14 protein-coding genes are annotated in these 16,149 nt (G+C 64.4%); 6 read left to right on the top strand and 8 right to left on the bottom strand.

Annotated features, from left to right (window positions below; translation table 11 throughout):
- The first annotated feature begins 31 nt into the window (after positions 1-31).
- The 5 genes from WJ12_RS29130 to WJ12_RS29110 all read left to right on the top strand — a co-directional run bounded on the left by WJ12_RS29130 (position 32) and on the right by WJ12_RS29110 (position 6,588).
- Positions 32-1,492: a PelD GGDEF domain-containing protein gene (locus WJ12_RS29130; RefSeq protein WP_059556686.1), complete on the top strand. Its 1,461-nt coding sequence runs from the start codon at positions 32-34 to the stop codon at positions 1,490-1,492.
- A gap of 64 nt (positions 1,493-1,556) precedes the next feature.
- A complete protein-coding gene (locus WJ12_RS29125) occupies positions 1,557-2,591 on the top strand; it encodes a tetratricopeptide repeat protein (protein WP_059556724.1) in 1,035 nt (344 codons plus the stop codon).
- Positions 2,588-4,234: a GT4 family glycosyltransferase PelF gene (gene pelF, locus WJ12_RS29120; RefSeq protein WP_059556685.1), complete on the top strand. Its 1,647-nt coding sequence runs from the start codon at positions 2,588-2,590 to the stop codon at positions 4,232-4,234. The genes WJ12_RS29125 and pelF overlap by 4 nt, the downstream gene beginning before the upstream one ends.
- Positions 4,234-5,607 carry an exopolysaccharide Pel transporter PelG gene (gene pelG / locus WJ12_RS29115; protein ID WP_059556684.1) on the top strand — a complete coding sequence of 458 codons (1,374 nt, stop codon included), beginning with the start codon at positions 4,234-4,236 and terminating at the stop codon, positions 5,605-5,607. The genes pelF and pelG overlap by 1 nt, the downstream gene beginning before the upstream one ends.
- Positions 5,608-5,652: 45 nt before the next feature.
- Positions 5,653-6,588 carry an endo alpha-1,4 polygalactosaminidase gene (locus WJ12_RS29110; RefSeq protein WP_236871762.1) on the top strand — a complete coding sequence of 312 codons (936 nt, stop codon included), beginning with the start codon at positions 5,653-5,655 and terminating at the stop codon, positions 6,586-6,588.
- Here the strand turns inward: WJ12_RS29110 and WJ12_RS29105 are convergent.
- Positions 6,550-6,966: a hypothetical protein gene (locus tag WJ12_RS29105; RefSeq protein ID WP_059556683.1), complete on the bottom strand. Its 417-nt coding sequence runs from the start codon at positions 6,964-6,966 to the stop codon at positions 6,550-6,552. The two genes, WJ12_RS29110 and WJ12_RS29105, sit on opposite strands and share 39 nt — an antisense overlap.
- Positions 6,967-7,476: 510 nt before the next feature.
- Here WJ12_RS29105 and WJ12_RS29100 point away from each other — a divergent pair.
- Positions 7,477-9,045 carry a methyl-accepting chemotaxis protein gene (locus tag WJ12_RS29100; RefSeq protein ID WP_059556682.1) on the top strand — a complete coding sequence of 523 codons (1,569 nt, stop codon included), beginning with the start codon at positions 7,477-7,479 and terminating at the stop codon, positions 9,043-9,045.
- Positions 9,046-9,254: 209 nt separating this feature from the next.
- Here the strand turns inward: WJ12_RS29100 and WJ12_RS29095 are convergent, their stop codons facing one another.
- The 7 genes from WJ12_RS29095 to WJ12_RS29070 form a co-directional block, all read right to left on the bottom strand.
- The gene (locus WJ12_RS29095) at positions 9,255-9,524 is read right to left on the bottom strand and encodes a hypothetical protein (protein WP_034187971.1); all 270 of its coding nucleotides are present in this window, start codon (positions 9,522-9,524) and stop codon (positions 9,255-9,257) included.
- Positions 9,525-9,733: 209 nt separating this feature from the next.
- Complete coding sequence (locus tag WJ12_RS36135) at positions 9,734-9,910, bottom strand: hypothetical protein (RefSeq protein ID WP_156810509.1); 177 nt, start codon at positions 9,908-9,910, stop codon at positions 9,734-9,736.
- Positions 9,907-10,344 (bottom strand): hypothetical protein, encoded by a 438-nt coding sequence (locus WJ12_RS29090; RefSeq protein ID WP_051700970.1) that lies wholly within the window; start codon positions 10,342-10,344, stop codon positions 9,907-9,909. Before WJ12_RS29090 ends, WJ12_RS36135 begins: the two co-directional genes overlap by 4 nt.
- On the bottom strand, positions 10,341-10,871 hold the full coding sequence (locus WJ12_RS29085) for a chemotaxis protein CheW (RefSeq protein ID WP_059556681.1): 531 nt from the start codon (positions 10,869-10,871) through the stop codon (positions 10,341-10,343). Before WJ12_RS29085 ends, WJ12_RS29090 begins: the two co-directional genes overlap by 4 nt.
- A 34-nt stretch (positions 10,872-10,905) precedes the next feature.
- Positions 10,906-12,636 (bottom strand): methyl-accepting chemotaxis protein, encoded by a 1,731-nt coding sequence (locus WJ12_RS29080; protein WP_059556680.1) that lies wholly within the window; start codon positions 12,634-12,636, stop codon positions 10,906-10,908.
- Positions 12,637-12,967: 331 nt separating this feature from the next.
- The gene (locus WJ12_RS29075) at positions 12,968-14,347 is read right to left on the bottom strand and encodes a sigma-54-dependent transcriptional regulator (RefSeq protein WP_034187969.1); all 1,380 of its coding nucleotides are present in this window, start codon (positions 14,345-14,347) and stop codon (positions 12,968-12,970) included.
- Positions 14,329-15,828 carry a sensor histidine kinase gene (locus tag WJ12_RS29070; protein ID WP_319000386.1) on the bottom strand — a complete coding sequence of 500 codons (1,500 nt, stop codon included), beginning with the start codon at positions 15,826-15,828 and terminating at the stop codon, positions 14,329-14,331. The genes WJ12_RS29075 and WJ12_RS29070 overlap by 19 nt, the downstream gene beginning before the upstream one ends.
- Positions 15,829-16,149 lie beyond the last annotated feature (321 nt).

Genomic DNA, 16,149 nt, shown 5'->3' with positions numbered 1-16,149 from the left:
GTGCTCGACACGACTGCACCGGAAGACGACCATGAGCTCCGCGAACGCTACCGATAACCCTCACGGCGGGAGCGGCCCTGCATCGGCGTCGCCTCGATCGCGCCAGACGAATCCGTTCGGGCACCTGAGTCGGATACGCCGTCTCGTCGCGCCGGCCGTTGCGCGGCCGATTTCGGTCGTGGAAACGATCGTGTTCATGCTGATCGTGCTCGCGCTTGCGTGGCACTTCGACCGAAGCGATCCGCTGCTGCTGCATGCGGATTTTCCATGGCTGTGGTTCGGCCCGCTCATCGTCGCGCTGCGTTACGGGACGCTGCTCGGGTTGCTCGCGAACGCGTTGATGATCGGCGCATGGCAATGCGTCGCCCACCTGCATCCTGCCGCGGCCGGCGAAGTGTGGCCGCTGCAGCGCTTCGCCGGCGGCTTGCTGCAGACGATCGTCGTCGGCCATTTCGGCGACACGTGGGGCGCTCGCGCAACTCGGGCGAACGCGCTCAACGACTATCTGAACGACCGGCTCGTCGCGATCACGAAGAGCCACTACCTGATGCGTCTGTCGCACGAGCGGCTGGAAAAGGATTTGCTGTCGAAGCCGACCACGCTCCGGGATTCGATCACCGAACTGCGCCGTCTGTCGCTCGCGCACGGATTCGATGCGCCTCCGCAGGGTGTGGCGAGCACGGTGCGGCTACCCGGTGCGCACGCGCTGCTCGAATTCGTCGCGCAGGCATGTCAGATCGAGGTGGCGGCGCTGTATCCGGTCGAAGGCGCGACGCAGTCGCCCAGAATCGTGTGCGAACCGGTTGCGCGGCTCGGCGATGCATTCGATTTCGACCCGCGCGACGGCCTCGTGGCCCGCATGCTCGAGACGAAATGCATCGCCCATCCGAAGAGCGGCGGCGACGTGGCGCCGAATACGGCGCTGCTGGTCGCCGCGCCGGTCGTGTGCGCCGACGGTCGCCTGATCGCGTTGCTCGCGATCAAGCGCATGCCGTTTCTGTCGCTGAACTTCGATAATCTGCAACTGCTGCTGGTGCTGCTCGGCTTTTACGCGGACGGCGTCGAGCATGCGGCGTGCGTGCGCGACGTGGTGGCGGCGGTACCGGCATGCCCGTACGAATTCGCGCTCGACATCGCGCGTCTGACGCGCCTGCAGCGCGAGTCGGGGATCGCGTCGTCGCTGGTCGCGCTCGTGTTCCAGCACGACGAGGCGGACGATTCGCTGTTCGAGCACGTGATGCGCGGGCGCCGTTCGCTCGATCTCATATGGCCGCTGAAGACGCCGACGCAATCGGTGCTCGTGAACCTGATGCCGGCGACCGATACGGCCGGCGTCGACGGTTATCTCGCGCGCATCGAGGCGAGCTTCGCGGCGCAGTTCGGTCTCGATCTCGAAGGCGCGCGGATCGGCGTGCATACGCTGCATCTGGGCAGCCTCGAACCGGGGGCGGCGTTGCAGCGCCTGCTGAAGGGATGCGGCGTTCATGTCTAGGCCGCGATCCGGTTCGCGGGCGCCCGGTCTCGAGCGGCGCGCGTTGCGCGTGCCGCCGGCGTCGATGCTGGCCGCACTCGCGTCGTGCGTCGGCATTGCGATCGTCGCGGCGCTGCAGTATGCCGTGCTCGTGCAGTTCGGCGGGTCCGCCCGGGTGGGGGCGGCGATGACCGTCCTGGCACCGTCGGTTGACCCCCTGTGGCCCGTGTTCGGGGCGATGGTGGCGGGCGGCGCGGCGCAGGCGGTGCTGTACCGGCAGTTGCTGCCGCAACGTTACCGAACCCAACGCAACGGGACGCTCGCGGCGCTCTGGCTCGCCTGTACGTTCGTGCCGGTCGGCGGCGGCCTCGTCGTGCTGGCCAGCTGTGCGTGGGCGGCTTGCTGGCCCGCGAAGCAGGGCGACGACGCATACGCCGACGTGCCTTTGCCCGAGTTCGTCACCTATCTCGTGTCGCGCGTCTCGCACGGCGGCGGTGCGCGTCTGCAGGCGCGTCTCGTGAATACGCGGGTGGCCGCGTCGGATCGGCTCTCCGCGCTGGTTGCGATCCAGAGCATGCCGACGCGCACGACCGGCACGCTGCTGCGCGATCTGCTCGCCGATCCTCTCGAAGACGTGCGGCTCATCGCATACGGCACGCTCGACCGCGCCGAGAACGAGATCGCGCAGAACATCTTCCGTGCGCAGCAGACGCTCGATGCCGCCGACGACGATGCAACGCGCCAGGCGAATCATCGCCGGCTTGCCGAGCTGTACTTCGAGCTGGTCTATCAGAATCTCGTGCTCGGTGCGGTGCACGGGCACACGCGCGAACAGGCCGACCGCCACGCGCAGGCCGCGCTCGCGATCGACGCAGGCGACGCGGCGATGTGGCTCGTTCGCGGCCGCCTCGCACTCGCGACCGGCGACGCGGACGCGGCCGTGCAATACATGAGCCGTGCGCTCGAATGGGGCTTTCCGCGCGAGCGTCTCGTGCCGTGGCTTGCCGAGGCTGCATTCCTGCGTGGCGAGTATCCGCGCACGGCCGAACTGCTCGCGTCGCTCGGCAACGCGGCCGCGCTGCCCGTTCTCAATCCCGTCGTTCGTTACTGGTCGTCATGAAACCGTCCATTCACCGCCGTGCCGGTCCGTCGACCGCGATCGACGTTTGCCTGCTGCTCGAGGGCACGTTCCCGTATGTGCGAGGCGGCGTATCGAGCTGGGTCAACGAGATGATTCGTGCCTACCCGCACAAGCACTTCGCGATCGTGTTCATCGGCAGCCGGGAAGACGACTATCATGGCGCCGCGTACGCATTGCCCGACAACGTCGTCCACTTCGAGTCCCATTATCTGTATGGCGACGTGCCCGCCGATACGGGCAGCGCACGGGAGATTCCCGGCGACGCCGAAGCGTTCAGGCGTTCGGCTGCGCTGCACGATGCGTGGCGCGGGCGGGATGCGGACGGCGTCGTGGCGAATCCGGCTGCGCTGATGGCTGACCTGGTCCAACTGATCGACGACGACGGACCGCTGAACGAGCGGCAGTTTTCCACCAGCCGCGCGGCGTGGGACTTCATCGTCGAGCGTTATCGCCGCTACTGCACGGACCCGTCCTTCACCGACTACTTCTGGACGGTACGGATCATGCACAAGCCGCTGTGGCAGCTTGCGCGGATCGCACGCGGACTGCCGCCGGCGCGCGTCTATCACACCGTATCGACGGGTTATGCGGGCTTTCTCGGTGCGCTGTTGCATTACCGCACGGGCCGGCCGCTACTCGTTTCCGAGCACGGTATCTATACCAAGGAACGCAAGATCGATCTGCTGCAAAGCGAGTGGATCCGCGACAACCGGGGCGCGTTCGAACGGGACATATCGGCGATCAGCTATTTTCGCGCGCTGTGGGTGCGTTTCTTCGAAGCACTCGGCAAGCTCGCCTACGACGCGGCCGACGAGATCGTCGCGCTCTACGAGGCCAATCGGCACCGTCAGATCGCCGACGGCGCCGATGCCGCCCGGACGCGCAACATTCCGAACGGCGTCGACGTGGACGGCTTCGCGCCGCTGCTGGACAAGCGGGACGGCGGCCCGCGCCGCGTCGTCGCGCTGATCGGCCGCGTGGTGCCGATCAAGGACATCAAGACGTTCGTCCGCGCGATGTTCATCGCATCGCGGACGATGCCGGAAATCGAAGGCTGGATCGTCGGGCCAGAAGAAGAGGATCCCGCGTACGCGCTGGAATGCCGGGCGCTCGCGCAGAGCCTCGGGCTCGCGACGACGGTGCGCTTTCTCGGCTTCCAGCGGATGCACGACATTTTGCCGAAAGTCGACGTGATCGCGCTGACCTCGATCAGCGAGGCGCTCCCGCTCGTCGTGCTCGAAGGCTTCGCGGCCGGCGTGCCGTCGATTACCACGGACGTCGGGTCGTGCCGGCAACTGATCGAGGGGCTCGGAGAGGACGACCGCGCGTTCGGGCCCGCCGGCGCGGTCGTGCCGATCGCGAATCCGGCCGCGTTCGCGCAGGCGGCGCTCGACCTGCTCGGCGACGCGCAGCGCTGGCAGGCCGCGCAGCAAGCCGGCCTCTCCCGCGTCCGACGCTTCTACACGCGTGCACAGATGATCGACCGGTATCGGGCGTTGTACGATGCGCTCGCGATCGCCCCCGACCGGATGCGCCGCGGGCGGCCGTTCGAAGCCGGCTGCCCGGTGCACCATGCAGGTGCGGGCGTGGTTGCATCCGGCTCGAGCAAGGAGGGCCGCTGATGGCCGGCATCGGCTTCGAGTTGCGCAAGATCCTGCGGCAACAGACGCTCTTCGGCGTCGCACGCGCATACGCATATGCGGGGCTGATCAGCTCCGGGCCGCTGATTCTGTCGATATTCGGAATTCTGATCATCGGCGTGATGAGCGTCGCGTTCGTGATACCCAAATATGCGATCGTCCAGTTTCAGGTGTCGGTGACTTACCTGATCGCGTGCAGTCTGATTCTGACCGGGCCGCTGCAATTGTCGTTCACGCGCTTCATCTCCGACCGGCTGTTCGAGAAGCGCGACGATCTCGTGCTGTCGAACTATAACGGTGTGGCGTTGATTGCCACGGCGGCATCGGGATGTGCCGGCTTCATCGCGGTGGCGTCGGGATTTCGCGGCGAGCCGCTGCTATATCGGCTGCTGATGGTCGCGGGATTCGTCATCGTCAGCAATATCTGGATCGCGGTGATCTTTTTGTCCAGCGTGAAACAGTACCGGCAGATTCTCGCGGTATTCCTGGTCGGATACGGCTGCACGGTCGCGTTCGCGCTGATGCTGAACCGGCAGGGCATTTGCGGCCTGCTCGGCGGTTTCGTCGCCGGGCATCTCGTCTTGCTTACCGGGCTTTCGGGGTTGATCTACCGAAACTACCGCAGCGATCGCTTCGTCTCGTTCGAGATGCTCGACCGGCGCTTCGCGTATCCGACGCTCGCGCTTGTCGGACTGCTGTTCAATCTCGGCGTATGGCTCGACAAGTTCATGTTCTGGTATGCACCGGGCACGGGTGTGCAGGTGATCGGGCCGTTGCGTGCATCGGTGATCTACGACATACCCGTGTTCATCGCGTACGTTTGCGTGATGCCCGGGATGGCGACGTTCCTGGTACGCATCGAGGCGGACTTCGTCGAGTATTACGATGCGTTCTACGAAGCCGTGCGCAGCGGTGCGACGCTGCGGCACATCAACGACATGCGCGACATGATGGTCGGCAGCGTGCGCGCCGGGCTGTATGAAATCATCAAGGTGCAGGCCGCCGTGCTGGTGCTGATCGTCGCATTCGGTCACTGGCTGCTGGCGGCCCTGCATATCTCGACGCTGTACCTTCCGCTTCTGCTCGTCGACGTGATCGCCGCGAGTCTGCAGGTGCTGCTGCTGGGTTTGCTGAACGTATTCTTCTATCTCGACGCGCGCCGGCTGGTCGTGGCGCTGTCGACGGCTTTCGTCGCGCTCAACGGCGTGCTGACCGGCATCACGCTATGGATGACGCCGGATGCATACGGCTATGGCTTCGCGCTTGCGCTGCTCGCTCTCGATGTCGCGGCGGTCCTGCTGCTCGACCGCAAGTTCGGCCGCCTCGAATACGAAACCTATATGTTGCGTCATTGAGGAGATATGTTTTCATTCCGAATCCGTCGGCCGCACGGGCGGCCGATGATGGCGCTGGCGCCGGCCGCGGCTGCCATCGCAGTCGTCATCTTGGGTGCGCTGTGCGGGCGGGCAGGCTATGCGCAACCCGCACCGCCCGTATCGTCGCCCGACGCGTGCGATCCGGCCGATGCGATGCGTGCGCATTCCGTCGCGTTCTTCTACGGCAACGACGTGCCGGTTCGCCAGCTGGAGAAGTTCGATGTCGTTGTCGTCGAACCCGACAGCGGCTTCGATCCACGTGCGCAAGACGTGCGACGCCCCGCGTGGTTCGCCTATGTGAGCGTCGGCGAAGTCACGCAGGAGCGCGACTATGCGCGCAGGATGCCGAAACGGTGGTTGTTCGGGCGTAATACGACATGGGCGTCGGCGGTCGTCGATCAGTCGGCGCAGGGGTGGCCGTCGTTTTTCGTCGAACAGGTGATCGCGCCGCTGTGGGCGCGTGGGTACCGAGGCTTCTTTTTCGACACGCTGGATTCGTACCAGCTCGTCGCGAAGACGGAAGTGGCGCGCGCGAAGCAGGAGGCTGGCCTGGTCGCCGTGATCCACGCCGTGAAATCGCGCTATCCGACTGCGCAACTGATCCTGAACCGCGGCTTCGAGATCTTGCCGAAGGTGCATGACGCGATCGCCGCGGTTGCATTCGAATCGCTGTTCGGCAACTGGGATCAGCGCAACCGGCGTTACGGCGCCGTCCCCGCAGCGGATCGCGACTGGTTGCTCGCGCAAGCAAAGGCGATTGAAGCGCGCTATGCGCTACCGGTGGTCTCGATCGACTATTGCCCGCCGGAAGACGCGGCGTGCCGCGACACGATCGCCGCGAAGATTCGCGCGACGGGTCTCATTCCGTATGTGACGGACGGAGCGTTGCGCACCGTCGGCACGGGCCCCGATGCGACGGCATCATGGCGATGCCGCGACGCGAGGTTCGGCGGAGATTGACGCATTCTGCCTACTGCTGTCGAGCGTATCTCGAGACAGCGCGTCGATTGCCGCAATGATCGAATTGAACAGCCCGGAGAGTTCGTCTGCGTGCACACTGACGCGAGCAAGCATTTCTCGCTGCTCGGCGGTCGTGGCCTCTGCTTGCCAGCGCATGAACTGCTCGTCTTGAATCGGTAACGTTTTTCGTTGCCGGGCGTAGTAATGCCGGATTCGTCCAAGCATCGCGCCGTCCAGCACGTGCGGCTCCATTTTGTGCGTGGTCAGTTTGACCTGTATCCCACGCGCTTCGTCCAGTTGAGCGTCGAACAAATAAAGGAAGGTCGGCAAAAACCGGATCGGTCGCCATGCCGGCGCTTGTCGCGTGGTGTCGTTCATCGTTGGAAATCCGCCGGGATGACTGTTTTGTCGATCTGTGTCGAGAGTCCCCCACGCTGCGCGCGCCGGTATTGAGCCACTGGCTGGACATCGACCGCGCAATACATGCAATCGGTATGCCATCGGGTCCGCTGCGATCAGGCAAGGGTTGGCCGGCAGGGCTGAAACCCATGTGTCAACGGTTCGTGACACCGATGTATGGAAATCCGTACTCGTCGCGGTACGCGACGATGCGACCGCGCTGCCGGTTCCCGTTTCCCCGGTGACGAGGGCGTCCAGCATTTTCATCACGGCCGACGCGACGTTTTTCGCGGTAATCGATAAAAAGATAATACGCCCGTGATCGTTTGCGAGGACGGATAGTCACCTGAGGCGCAAGCGTGTCAGGGCAAGCCGACCGATATATCCGACCATCTCGCGAAAGGTTTCCTCAGGCGAGGAATGCATGAGTTACAGGAAGTTTGCCTGCGTGCCGACATAACGAACAACAACACACGGGGGGAAGCAAGCATGGGCTCCATGACAGTCGGCAGGAAGCTGGGCGTTGCATTCGGTATCGTCGTACTTATATCGTTGATCGGCAGCGCGATCTCGATCGTCAATTTTCTGAAGCTGAATCAGGCGAACGGCTGGAACGTTCATAGTTACCAGGTCTTGCGAGCGAACGACGACATGCTGACCAGCATGGTCAACATGGAGACGGGCGTGCGCGGCTACGTGGCCTCGGGGGATGACCGGTTTCTGGAGCCCTACAAGGCAGGCGTCAAGCAGTTCGCCGCGTCGCTCGATGTCGTTCGCGGCCTCACCGCGGACAACGCGGCGCAGCAGCGTCGTCTCGAGACACTGCGCGACATGCATCGGAAGGTGGCGGAGATCGATGACAAGCTGATCGCGATGCGGCGTGACGTCAATGCCGGTACGCAGCCGGCCAACGTGCTGATCGACTACTTCAAGCAGGGCAACGACAAGCAGTTCATGGATCGCTATCGAGCCGTGACCGCCGAGCTGAATGAGGCCGAGCAGTCGCTGCTCGATCAGCGCTCAGGGGAAGTGGCTAGCTTGACTGCGTTGACCAAGTTGACGCTGGCGGCAGCAGGCGTCATCACCGTCGTCCTCTCGATCGTGCTGGGAACCGTCATCACGCGCGGAATCATGCGGTCGCTGGGGGGCGAGCCCGCCGACGCCGCGGTCGTGGCCGGGCGTATTGCCGAAGGCAATCTCGAAGCACCTGTGCCGGTCGCGCCGAACGATCGCGGCAGCCTGATGGCGTCGCTCGAATCGATGCGGCGGCAACTGAGCGGCATCGTGTCGGAAATCCAGTCGACCGCGGAATCGATCACGACTTCGGCTGGCGAAATCGCGCAAGGTAACCTGGATCTCTCGCAGCGAACGGAGGAGCAGGCGGCTTCGCTCGAGGAAACGGCAGCCAGCATGGAGCAGTTGACCGCGACGGTTCGTCAGAATACGGAAAACGCCCGGCAGGCGAATGCGCTCGCGGGCAGCGCGTGCGAGGTCGCGATGCGCGGCGGCGAAGTGGTGAACCAGGTGGTCGACTCCATGCGCGCCATTTCGAGCAGTTCGGGCAAGGTTGCCGAAATCATCGCCGTGATCGAGGGGATTGCGTTCCAGACGAACATCCTCGCGCTGAATGCGGCAGTCGAGGCCGCGCGTGCGGGCGAGCAGGGGCGCGGATTTGCGGTGGTGGCCGGCGAAGTGCGCACGTTGGCGCAACGCAGCGCGAACGCGGCCAAGGAAGTCAAGGATCTCATCACGGGTTCGGTGGAAAGCGTGGCCCAAGGGTCGCAGCAGGTCGAACGCGCGGGCGCCACCATGTCGGAGATCGTGCAGTCCGTGCGGCGAGTGACCGACATCATGAATGAAATCGCATCGGCGTCGGACGAACAGGGAACGGGTATCGAGCAGGTCAACGTCGCCGTGGGCCAGATGGACTCGGTCACGCAGCAGAACGCGGCGCTCGTGGAGCAGGCATCGGCGGCCGCGCAGGCGATGGCGCAGCAGGCGACCACGCTGCGCGAGGTCGTCGGGGTATTCAGGATCGGTCGCGCGCTCGCGCACTGACGCCCCCCGAATCTCGGTGCTCCACTCGAAGTCGATGCGCGAGGCGCCGAGTCGCTCGCGTGGCGATGCTTTCATGGATCGAGGCAGTTTGTCGCAGGATGTTCGGTGAACCGAGCGCCGGCCGTATCGCGCTTCCGTGTGGCGACCGCGTCATGCCCGCATGTCGTTTCGCCCCTCTTCAAGCGTGGATGAATGTCTGCGCAAGCTTTCTACAGGTTCTCGACCGGAACGGGAATCGTCTCGCCTTGATACGGTATCGCCGAGAACGGTCCGACCGCGCGAAGGATCCGATGCCGATTCAGTTCGAAGGCCAACCGAATCTGCTGTTCGCTCGTATCCCGGGCGCCGAGGCAGGTGCGGACCGTCTCGCGCAATAACGAAAACGAGCGATATCCCCAACCGAATCCATAAGCGGAAAATTGCAGCGTGCCCGCATCCGTCAAAACGGGCAGCGTGCTCTCGATCGGTAGCATGTTCATCCTTGGCACCTGTTTGAAGACCATACGGTATGTCGCCGCGCATAGGGGCTGCGTGACGGTCAAGCGAGCATGCCGCGCTATCCGGTCCGCTTTCGACTACGTCCACCGTTGCACGGACCGCTTCCTGTTCGCGCGAAATATGCAAGCGACGTGCCACGTCAAGGCCTATGCCGGACAAAGGCACTGCCAACAGCGAACAATCAGATGTGTCAAGCAATCGATACACCGGCGTCAACGAATTTGACGCCGATCGAGGTTGATGTGGGTATTGTTTTATTGTCGTCAATCAACCGAAATAGTTTGGAAAGGGAGGCGATGCCGGTTACATCGCCGATACCGTTCATTCGCACGGCGGGTTTTCGCAAAGCCAGTGCGCATAGGCTCATGGCGCCGGCTCGAATCGAGGTCGGGCGAACGTCGACGAATCGTTCGGCTGCTTGACGCCGGATGTTGCCCGGGACGATTCGTCGAGCCACGCGATGATCGAATCGTACAGCGCGGCGAGGTGGTCGGCGCGCTCGCCGATCCGCCTGAGCATTTCCCGTTGCTCCGTAGTCGTGGCTTCCCATTGCCAACGCATGAATTGCTCGTATTGAATCGGCAACAGCTTCCGTTGCCCGATGTAGTAATGCGTGACTCGCTCGCGCATCGCAGGATCGGCCATGCGTCCTTCCGTCGTGTGCCGGGTCAATTTGTCGAAGGTCGCCCTCGCTTCGTCCACTTGAATGTCGACCAGATAAAACAGGATCGGCAAAAACTCGATGGGCCGCCATACCGGCGGCCGTTGCGTGTCTTTCGTCATCGTTTGAATGTCGATCAAGCTTCGCTCGGCCGGTTCCAGCGCGCGCCGACATCGATCGTTTCCATCAGTCGATCGATGTCGAGCAGGGTCAGCATTTGTTCGCCGTCGTCCCCTTCATGGATGGCGAGGCCCGTGACGCATTCCGTTTGCATCGCGGTCCCGACCTCCGGCGCGGGGCGGCGAGCGGAGAGATCGATATCGACCACGCCGCTCACCGAGTCGACGATCAAACCGATCGCCTGTTCCGCACCGTCGAGTACGATGATGGCGGTCGGTACGGTGTCGCTGATCGGGTCCAGCGAGAACGTCATGCGCAGGTCGACGATCGGCATGACGAGGCCGCGCAGGTTGATCGTGCCTTTGACGAACGGCGGCGCATCGGCGGCGGACGTCGGTTCTACATAGGGGCGAATTTCGCGGACACTCATGATATCGATGCCGTATTCGTCGTCGCCGAGCACGAAAGCGACAAATACCTGCTTGGTCGCGTCGCCGGCGCTTTCGCGTACGGGTGTGCTCTCCGCGATTTCAACTGCTTCCGTCATGTCATGCTCCAGAAAATGGATGGTTCGTGCCGTATCAAAAGGCGGTCCAGTCTGCTGCCGCGTCCATCGCGGCACGGGGTGACGGCGCGCTTGCCTCCGTCACGGGCGTGCGGCCCGGTCGCACCGGCCGTGACACGGCCGCCGTGGTGGCCGCACCCCGGCGCGTCGCCGGCTGGTCGTAGGCATGGCTATCCACGGACCCGACACGGAAGAACGAGACGGCCTCGGTCAATCGATGGCCCTGATCTTCGAGCGACTTCGACGCGGCCGCCGCTTCTTCCACCAGTGCCGCGTTCTGTTGCGTGACTTCGTCCATCTGCGTGATCGCGATGTTGACCTGTTCGATCCCGCGACTTTGTTCGGAGGACGCCGCGGCGATTTCACCCATGATGTCTGTCACGCGTGCCACGGCCTTCGTCACGTCGGCCATCGTATGGCCCGCATCGTCGGCAAAACGCGAGCCGTCCCGAATCTTCTGGACGGATGCGCCGATCAACGCCTTGATTTCCTTGGCTGCACTCGATGAACGCTGCGCGAGGCTTCTCACTTCGCTCGCCACGACGGCGAAGCCGCGACCCTGTTCGCCCGCGCGGGCAGCTTCCACGGCGGCGTTCAGCGCGAGAATATTGGTCTGGAACGCGATGCCCTCGATGATCCCGGTGATCTCGGCTATCTTCGACGAGCTGTCGCTGATGTCGGTCATGGTTTCCACGACCTGGCTCACCACCGCGCTGCCTTTGTGCGCGACGTCCGACGCACCGTTGGCCAGGGCGCTCGCCTGTTGCGCGCTCTCCGCGTTCTGACGCACGGTAGCGGTGAGCTGTTCCATGCTCGATGCCGTCTCCTGCAGCGACGCCGCCTGTTGCTCCGTGCGGGACGACAGGTCCTGGTTGCCGGACGCGATCTGGCTGGATCCCGTCGCGATGCTGTCCGCGGCGGTACGGACTTGCCCGATCAGGCGGACGAGGCTCGCCTGCATCTCGCCCATCGATGCCAGCACGCTGCCCTGCGGCGCGGCCGCGGCGCCGTCCACGGTGCCGAGGTCGCCCGCCGCGACGCGGCGTGTGATGTCGCTCAGGGCGCCGGGTTCCGCGCCGAGTGCGCGCGTGATGCTGCGCGTGATCAGGAGCGCCGCAACGACGGCGGCGGCGACGGCGGCGAGACAGATGCCGATCAGCAGCGCGCGGTGTCTGTCGTACTGTTGCGCGGACGCCTGCTTGCTTTCGGCCGCCCGATTGCTTGCGAAGCTGGCGTAGGTGTCGGCTGCTGCGACGAGTTCCTTCAGTAGCGGCCGGCATTGATCGTCGATCATCGCGATCGCCTGGTCTCGCTGGCCGTGCAACGCGGCGTCGCCGATCGCGACGGCCACCGGGCCATATCGCGACTCGATGCGATTGATCTCGGCCACCAGCGCGCGGCCTTTCGCCGTCACGTCGGGGTTGGTGGCGATGGCTTCGTTCAGCTGGCGAAGCCGTGCCTGCACTTCGTCGTGCGCCTGCGTCATCGCAACGCGTTCGGCTTCGATATCGTCGGGCTTCGTCACGAGCACCAGATTACGGACGGCGACCGCGCGACGAAGTACCGCCGCACGAACTTTTTCGGTCAATTCCGCGCGCGCACGCGCACCGTCGACGTAGTTGGCGAAACTGTCGTTCGCATCCCCGAGCGCACCGAGTGCGATCACCGAAACCAGAACCACCAGCGCGGCCATCATGCCGAAGGTCAGCGCGAGTTTCGCTCGCACGGTCAATTGTCCGAAGCTCATGTTTAGTCTTCCCTTGTCGTTTGCCCTGGTCGAGCGGTTGTCGTTGTGCTTGTTATGAACGTCGGGTCGGGAAGGCATCGACATGCGTCGACGCTCATCCGCTTCCCGTCGTTGAAATCACGATCACGCAGGGACCGGTACCGGCTTCGATGTCTTCGCGTGCAGTTTCGCGAAGGATGAGCGCCGCCTGCCCGGTGCGATCCGCGAGATCGCTCCGGGCAATACATGCAAGCGGTGTGCCACATAAAGGGGACTGTCGGACAAGGCTTTGCGGGCAGCGCGGCAGCGAGACTGTCAACGCATCCGGACACGCGTGTCCGGCAATCCGACGCTAGCCGATGTCGAGGTGTGCCATGCGCGTGTACAGCGACTGGCGGCTGATGCCGAGCCGCTTCGCTGCTTCCGCGCGATTGTCGCCGGTGAGTCCGAGCGTGCGCAGGATCATCTCGCGCTCGACGGCGGCGAGTGCTTCCGACAGCGGACGATTGAGCATCGCGGCAGGCAGCAGCGCGTCGCGCGAAGGAACACCCGGTTCGTCGAGGAACGCGAGATCGCATCCGGTGACGACGGCGCCGGGCGCGAGTGCATTCACGCGCGCGATCGCGTTGCGCAGTTCGCGTACGTTGCCCGGCCACGCATACGCGATCAGGCGGCGCTCCGCCTGCACGGACAGCCGCTTCGTCGTAGTCGAGGCCGACGTCGTGTCGAGAAAATGGACGGCGAGCGGCAGGATGTCGGCCAGCCGCTCGCGCAGCGGCGGCAGATGAATGGGGATGACGTTGAGTCGGTAAAGCAGGTCTTCGCGAAACGTTCCGTTCGCGACCATGGTCCGCAGGTCCCGATGGGTTGCCGCAATCACGCGGACGTTCACCGAAATGGACCGGTTGACGCCGAGTGGGGTGACTTGCTGTTCCTGCAGCACCCGCAGCAGCTTGGCTTGCATGGAGGTCGCCATGTCGCCGACCTCATCCAGAAAAAGCGTGCCGCCATCGGCTTCGACGATTCGGCCGGTCCGGGCGGCCGTGGCGCCCGTGAAGGCACCTTTGCAATGGCCGAAAAGCTCGCTTTCGAGCAGCTCATGAGGAATCGCCGCGCAATTCACGGCAACGAACGGGCCGGCGCTACGCGACGACTCGACGTGGAGCACCCTGGCCGCGACTTCCTTGCCGGTTCCCGTTTCCCCTGTGATGAGAACGGTCGCGTCCGACGCTGCCGCGCGGCCGATACATTTCTGTACTTCGCGCATCGCCGCGCTGATGCCGAGCAAGCGCGGCTCCGCACCGACAGGTTCGTCGAACGCGTCGACGTTCGCCTGCGCATGGGGAGCGGCATCGGACAGAGGATGGGCCGCGAAGATCCGCTCGAGCAGGCTCGCGATATCGTCGCGGCCGACCGGCTTCGTCAGGTGGTCGAATGCGCCGAGGCGCATGGCGGCGATCGTGTTGCCGCTACGGGCATAGGCGGTCAGTACCACGACGGGGACCGTCGCGAGTCGAGGGACGCGCCGCAGTTTCGCGAGCACGGCAATGCCGTCCATGTCGGGCAACCGGATGTCGAGGAATATGCAGGCGGGTTGCAGACCTCGGTCGACGCGGGCGAGCGCGTGCTCGCCCGTGCCGGCGCATAGGGTTTCGTGACCCAGATCGGTCAGCGTTTCAGACAATCCTTCGCAGAAGGCATCGTCGTCGTCGATCAGCAGGATGGTCGCCATGGGATATCGATGACAAAGCAAGTAGTAGGGGTGGCGGCGTGACAGGCGTTGCCGCCGTGCGACGCTGCGATCTCTCGAACCAGGGTGAGACCGAGCCCGCAGCCGCCGGGCCGCGCGCTGACGAAGGGCTCGAAGATGCGCGCGCGCTCGGCTTCGGCAACGCCAGGGCCGTCGTCGGCGACTTCGAGCACGAAGCGTGCGCCGCATGGTGAAGCGCGGCGGCTGGCCTCGACGTGAACCTTGCCGCCCGGGCGAACGTGCGCCAGCGAATTGACGATCAGATTGTCGAGCGCACGACGCATCTGGGCAGGGTCGAATACGGGGCGATCGGTCGTGTCGCTGGCGGAGGCCGTCGGCATATTGCAGGCCACCGTCAGCGCGACATTCTTGCCGCGCGCGAGCTCGTCGTGTGTCTGCACGCTTTCCGAAAGCCACGTGGCCGGATCGACCGGCTCCAGGCGCGGCGTAACGGGCTGGGTGAGCGCCAGGAGCCTGGACACCTGGATTTCGATGCGCTCGATCTGGCCGAGTATCGAGCGCAGCGCCGATTGCTGCCGGCAGGCATCGCCGGCCAGCGCGTTCTCGGCTTTCAATCGCATCGCGCCAGCCGGATTGCGAATTTCATGCGCAACCTCGGCGGCCAGTGTGCCGAGCAGCGCGACACGATGTGCTTGCGCGAGGCGTATTTCCAGTTCGCTCGCGTGTTCGCGAGCATTGCGGGTACGCGCAGTACAGCGGTTGAATGCATGCGCGATCCGATCCAGTTCCGGCTCGCCCGGGCAGGGGATGCTGCCGGCGGAATCGGCGTCGTCGTTCGAGAGCGCCGTGTCGAGCCGCACGAGTTTGTCGCGCCATGCGCGCAGTGCGAAGGCGAGATACAGGGAAACGGCGAACAGAAGCGCCAGAACGACGGCAAACGTTGCTACGATGGCGTCGCCCTGACGGACCAACATCGATTGCGCGCGCACAAGGGTCCATGCATAGAGCCCGGCATGTCCGTTCACCGGGCACGCGATCGCGACGACTGCGTCGTGGTGCCTTCCCGCTATTTCGGCGGCGGAGCGCACGCCGGTGGACGCTGCCGAGAGCGCGCTCAGGATCAGCGGCGTTTCCGCTTCCGGAATGTCGCGCTTGATGCCGCTGCCGGGGTACGACGGAAACGCGTAAGCCAGAAATCCACCGGCATGCTCGGGCGCATTCGCCGACGGCGCGGAATGCAACGCGCCAGCGTGCCAGAAGCCCCCTTCGATACCCGCGGATGCGGCAAGGGCCGCGTTGAGTACGTCGCGCAACAGTTGAACGCTCGGCTCCGTCGCGTGAGGTAACGACAGCGTGTAGTGGGAAGCAATCGCGTCGCACGCGTCGCTCGCGCGCTGCCTGGCGGAGGCGATCCGGTGGCCTTCGGTGCAACTGGCCATTAACCAGACGATTGCGACCAGCGATGCGCACGACGCCGCGGCAAGTGCCCTGAGTAGCGACAATTGCGTTGAAAACCTCGGTCTGACTAGCGGCATGGTCTTGCGTGGAACGGTGCTACGTCGGTGCTCATGGAAATGGTCTGCACAATGCAGGGCAATCGCGTTCGCGTCTGCGTCGACGTTCGGTCGAGAATAATGGGGTGGCCGTGGGGACGATGTGGCGGGCCATTCTTGTTTGAAGCATGCGATGTATGCGGTACGCACGCACTCGCATCGCTCGGTTGGCAGGTTTTGTCAGACAACAGCTTCTGAAATGCGACACGTTCCGGCTGTGAAATCAATGTGTCAGGCCGGTTCGTGGTCGTATCTGGAAGTGATCCTTAT

Source organism: Burkholderia seminalis (genome assembly GCF_001718535.1).
In the GTDB taxonomy this organism is placed as follows: domain Bacteria; phylum Pseudomonadota; class Gammaproteobacteria; order Burkholderiales; family Burkholderiaceae; genus Burkholderia; species Burkholderia seminalis.
This window is presented reverse-complemented; position numbering and strand designations above follow the sequence as displayed.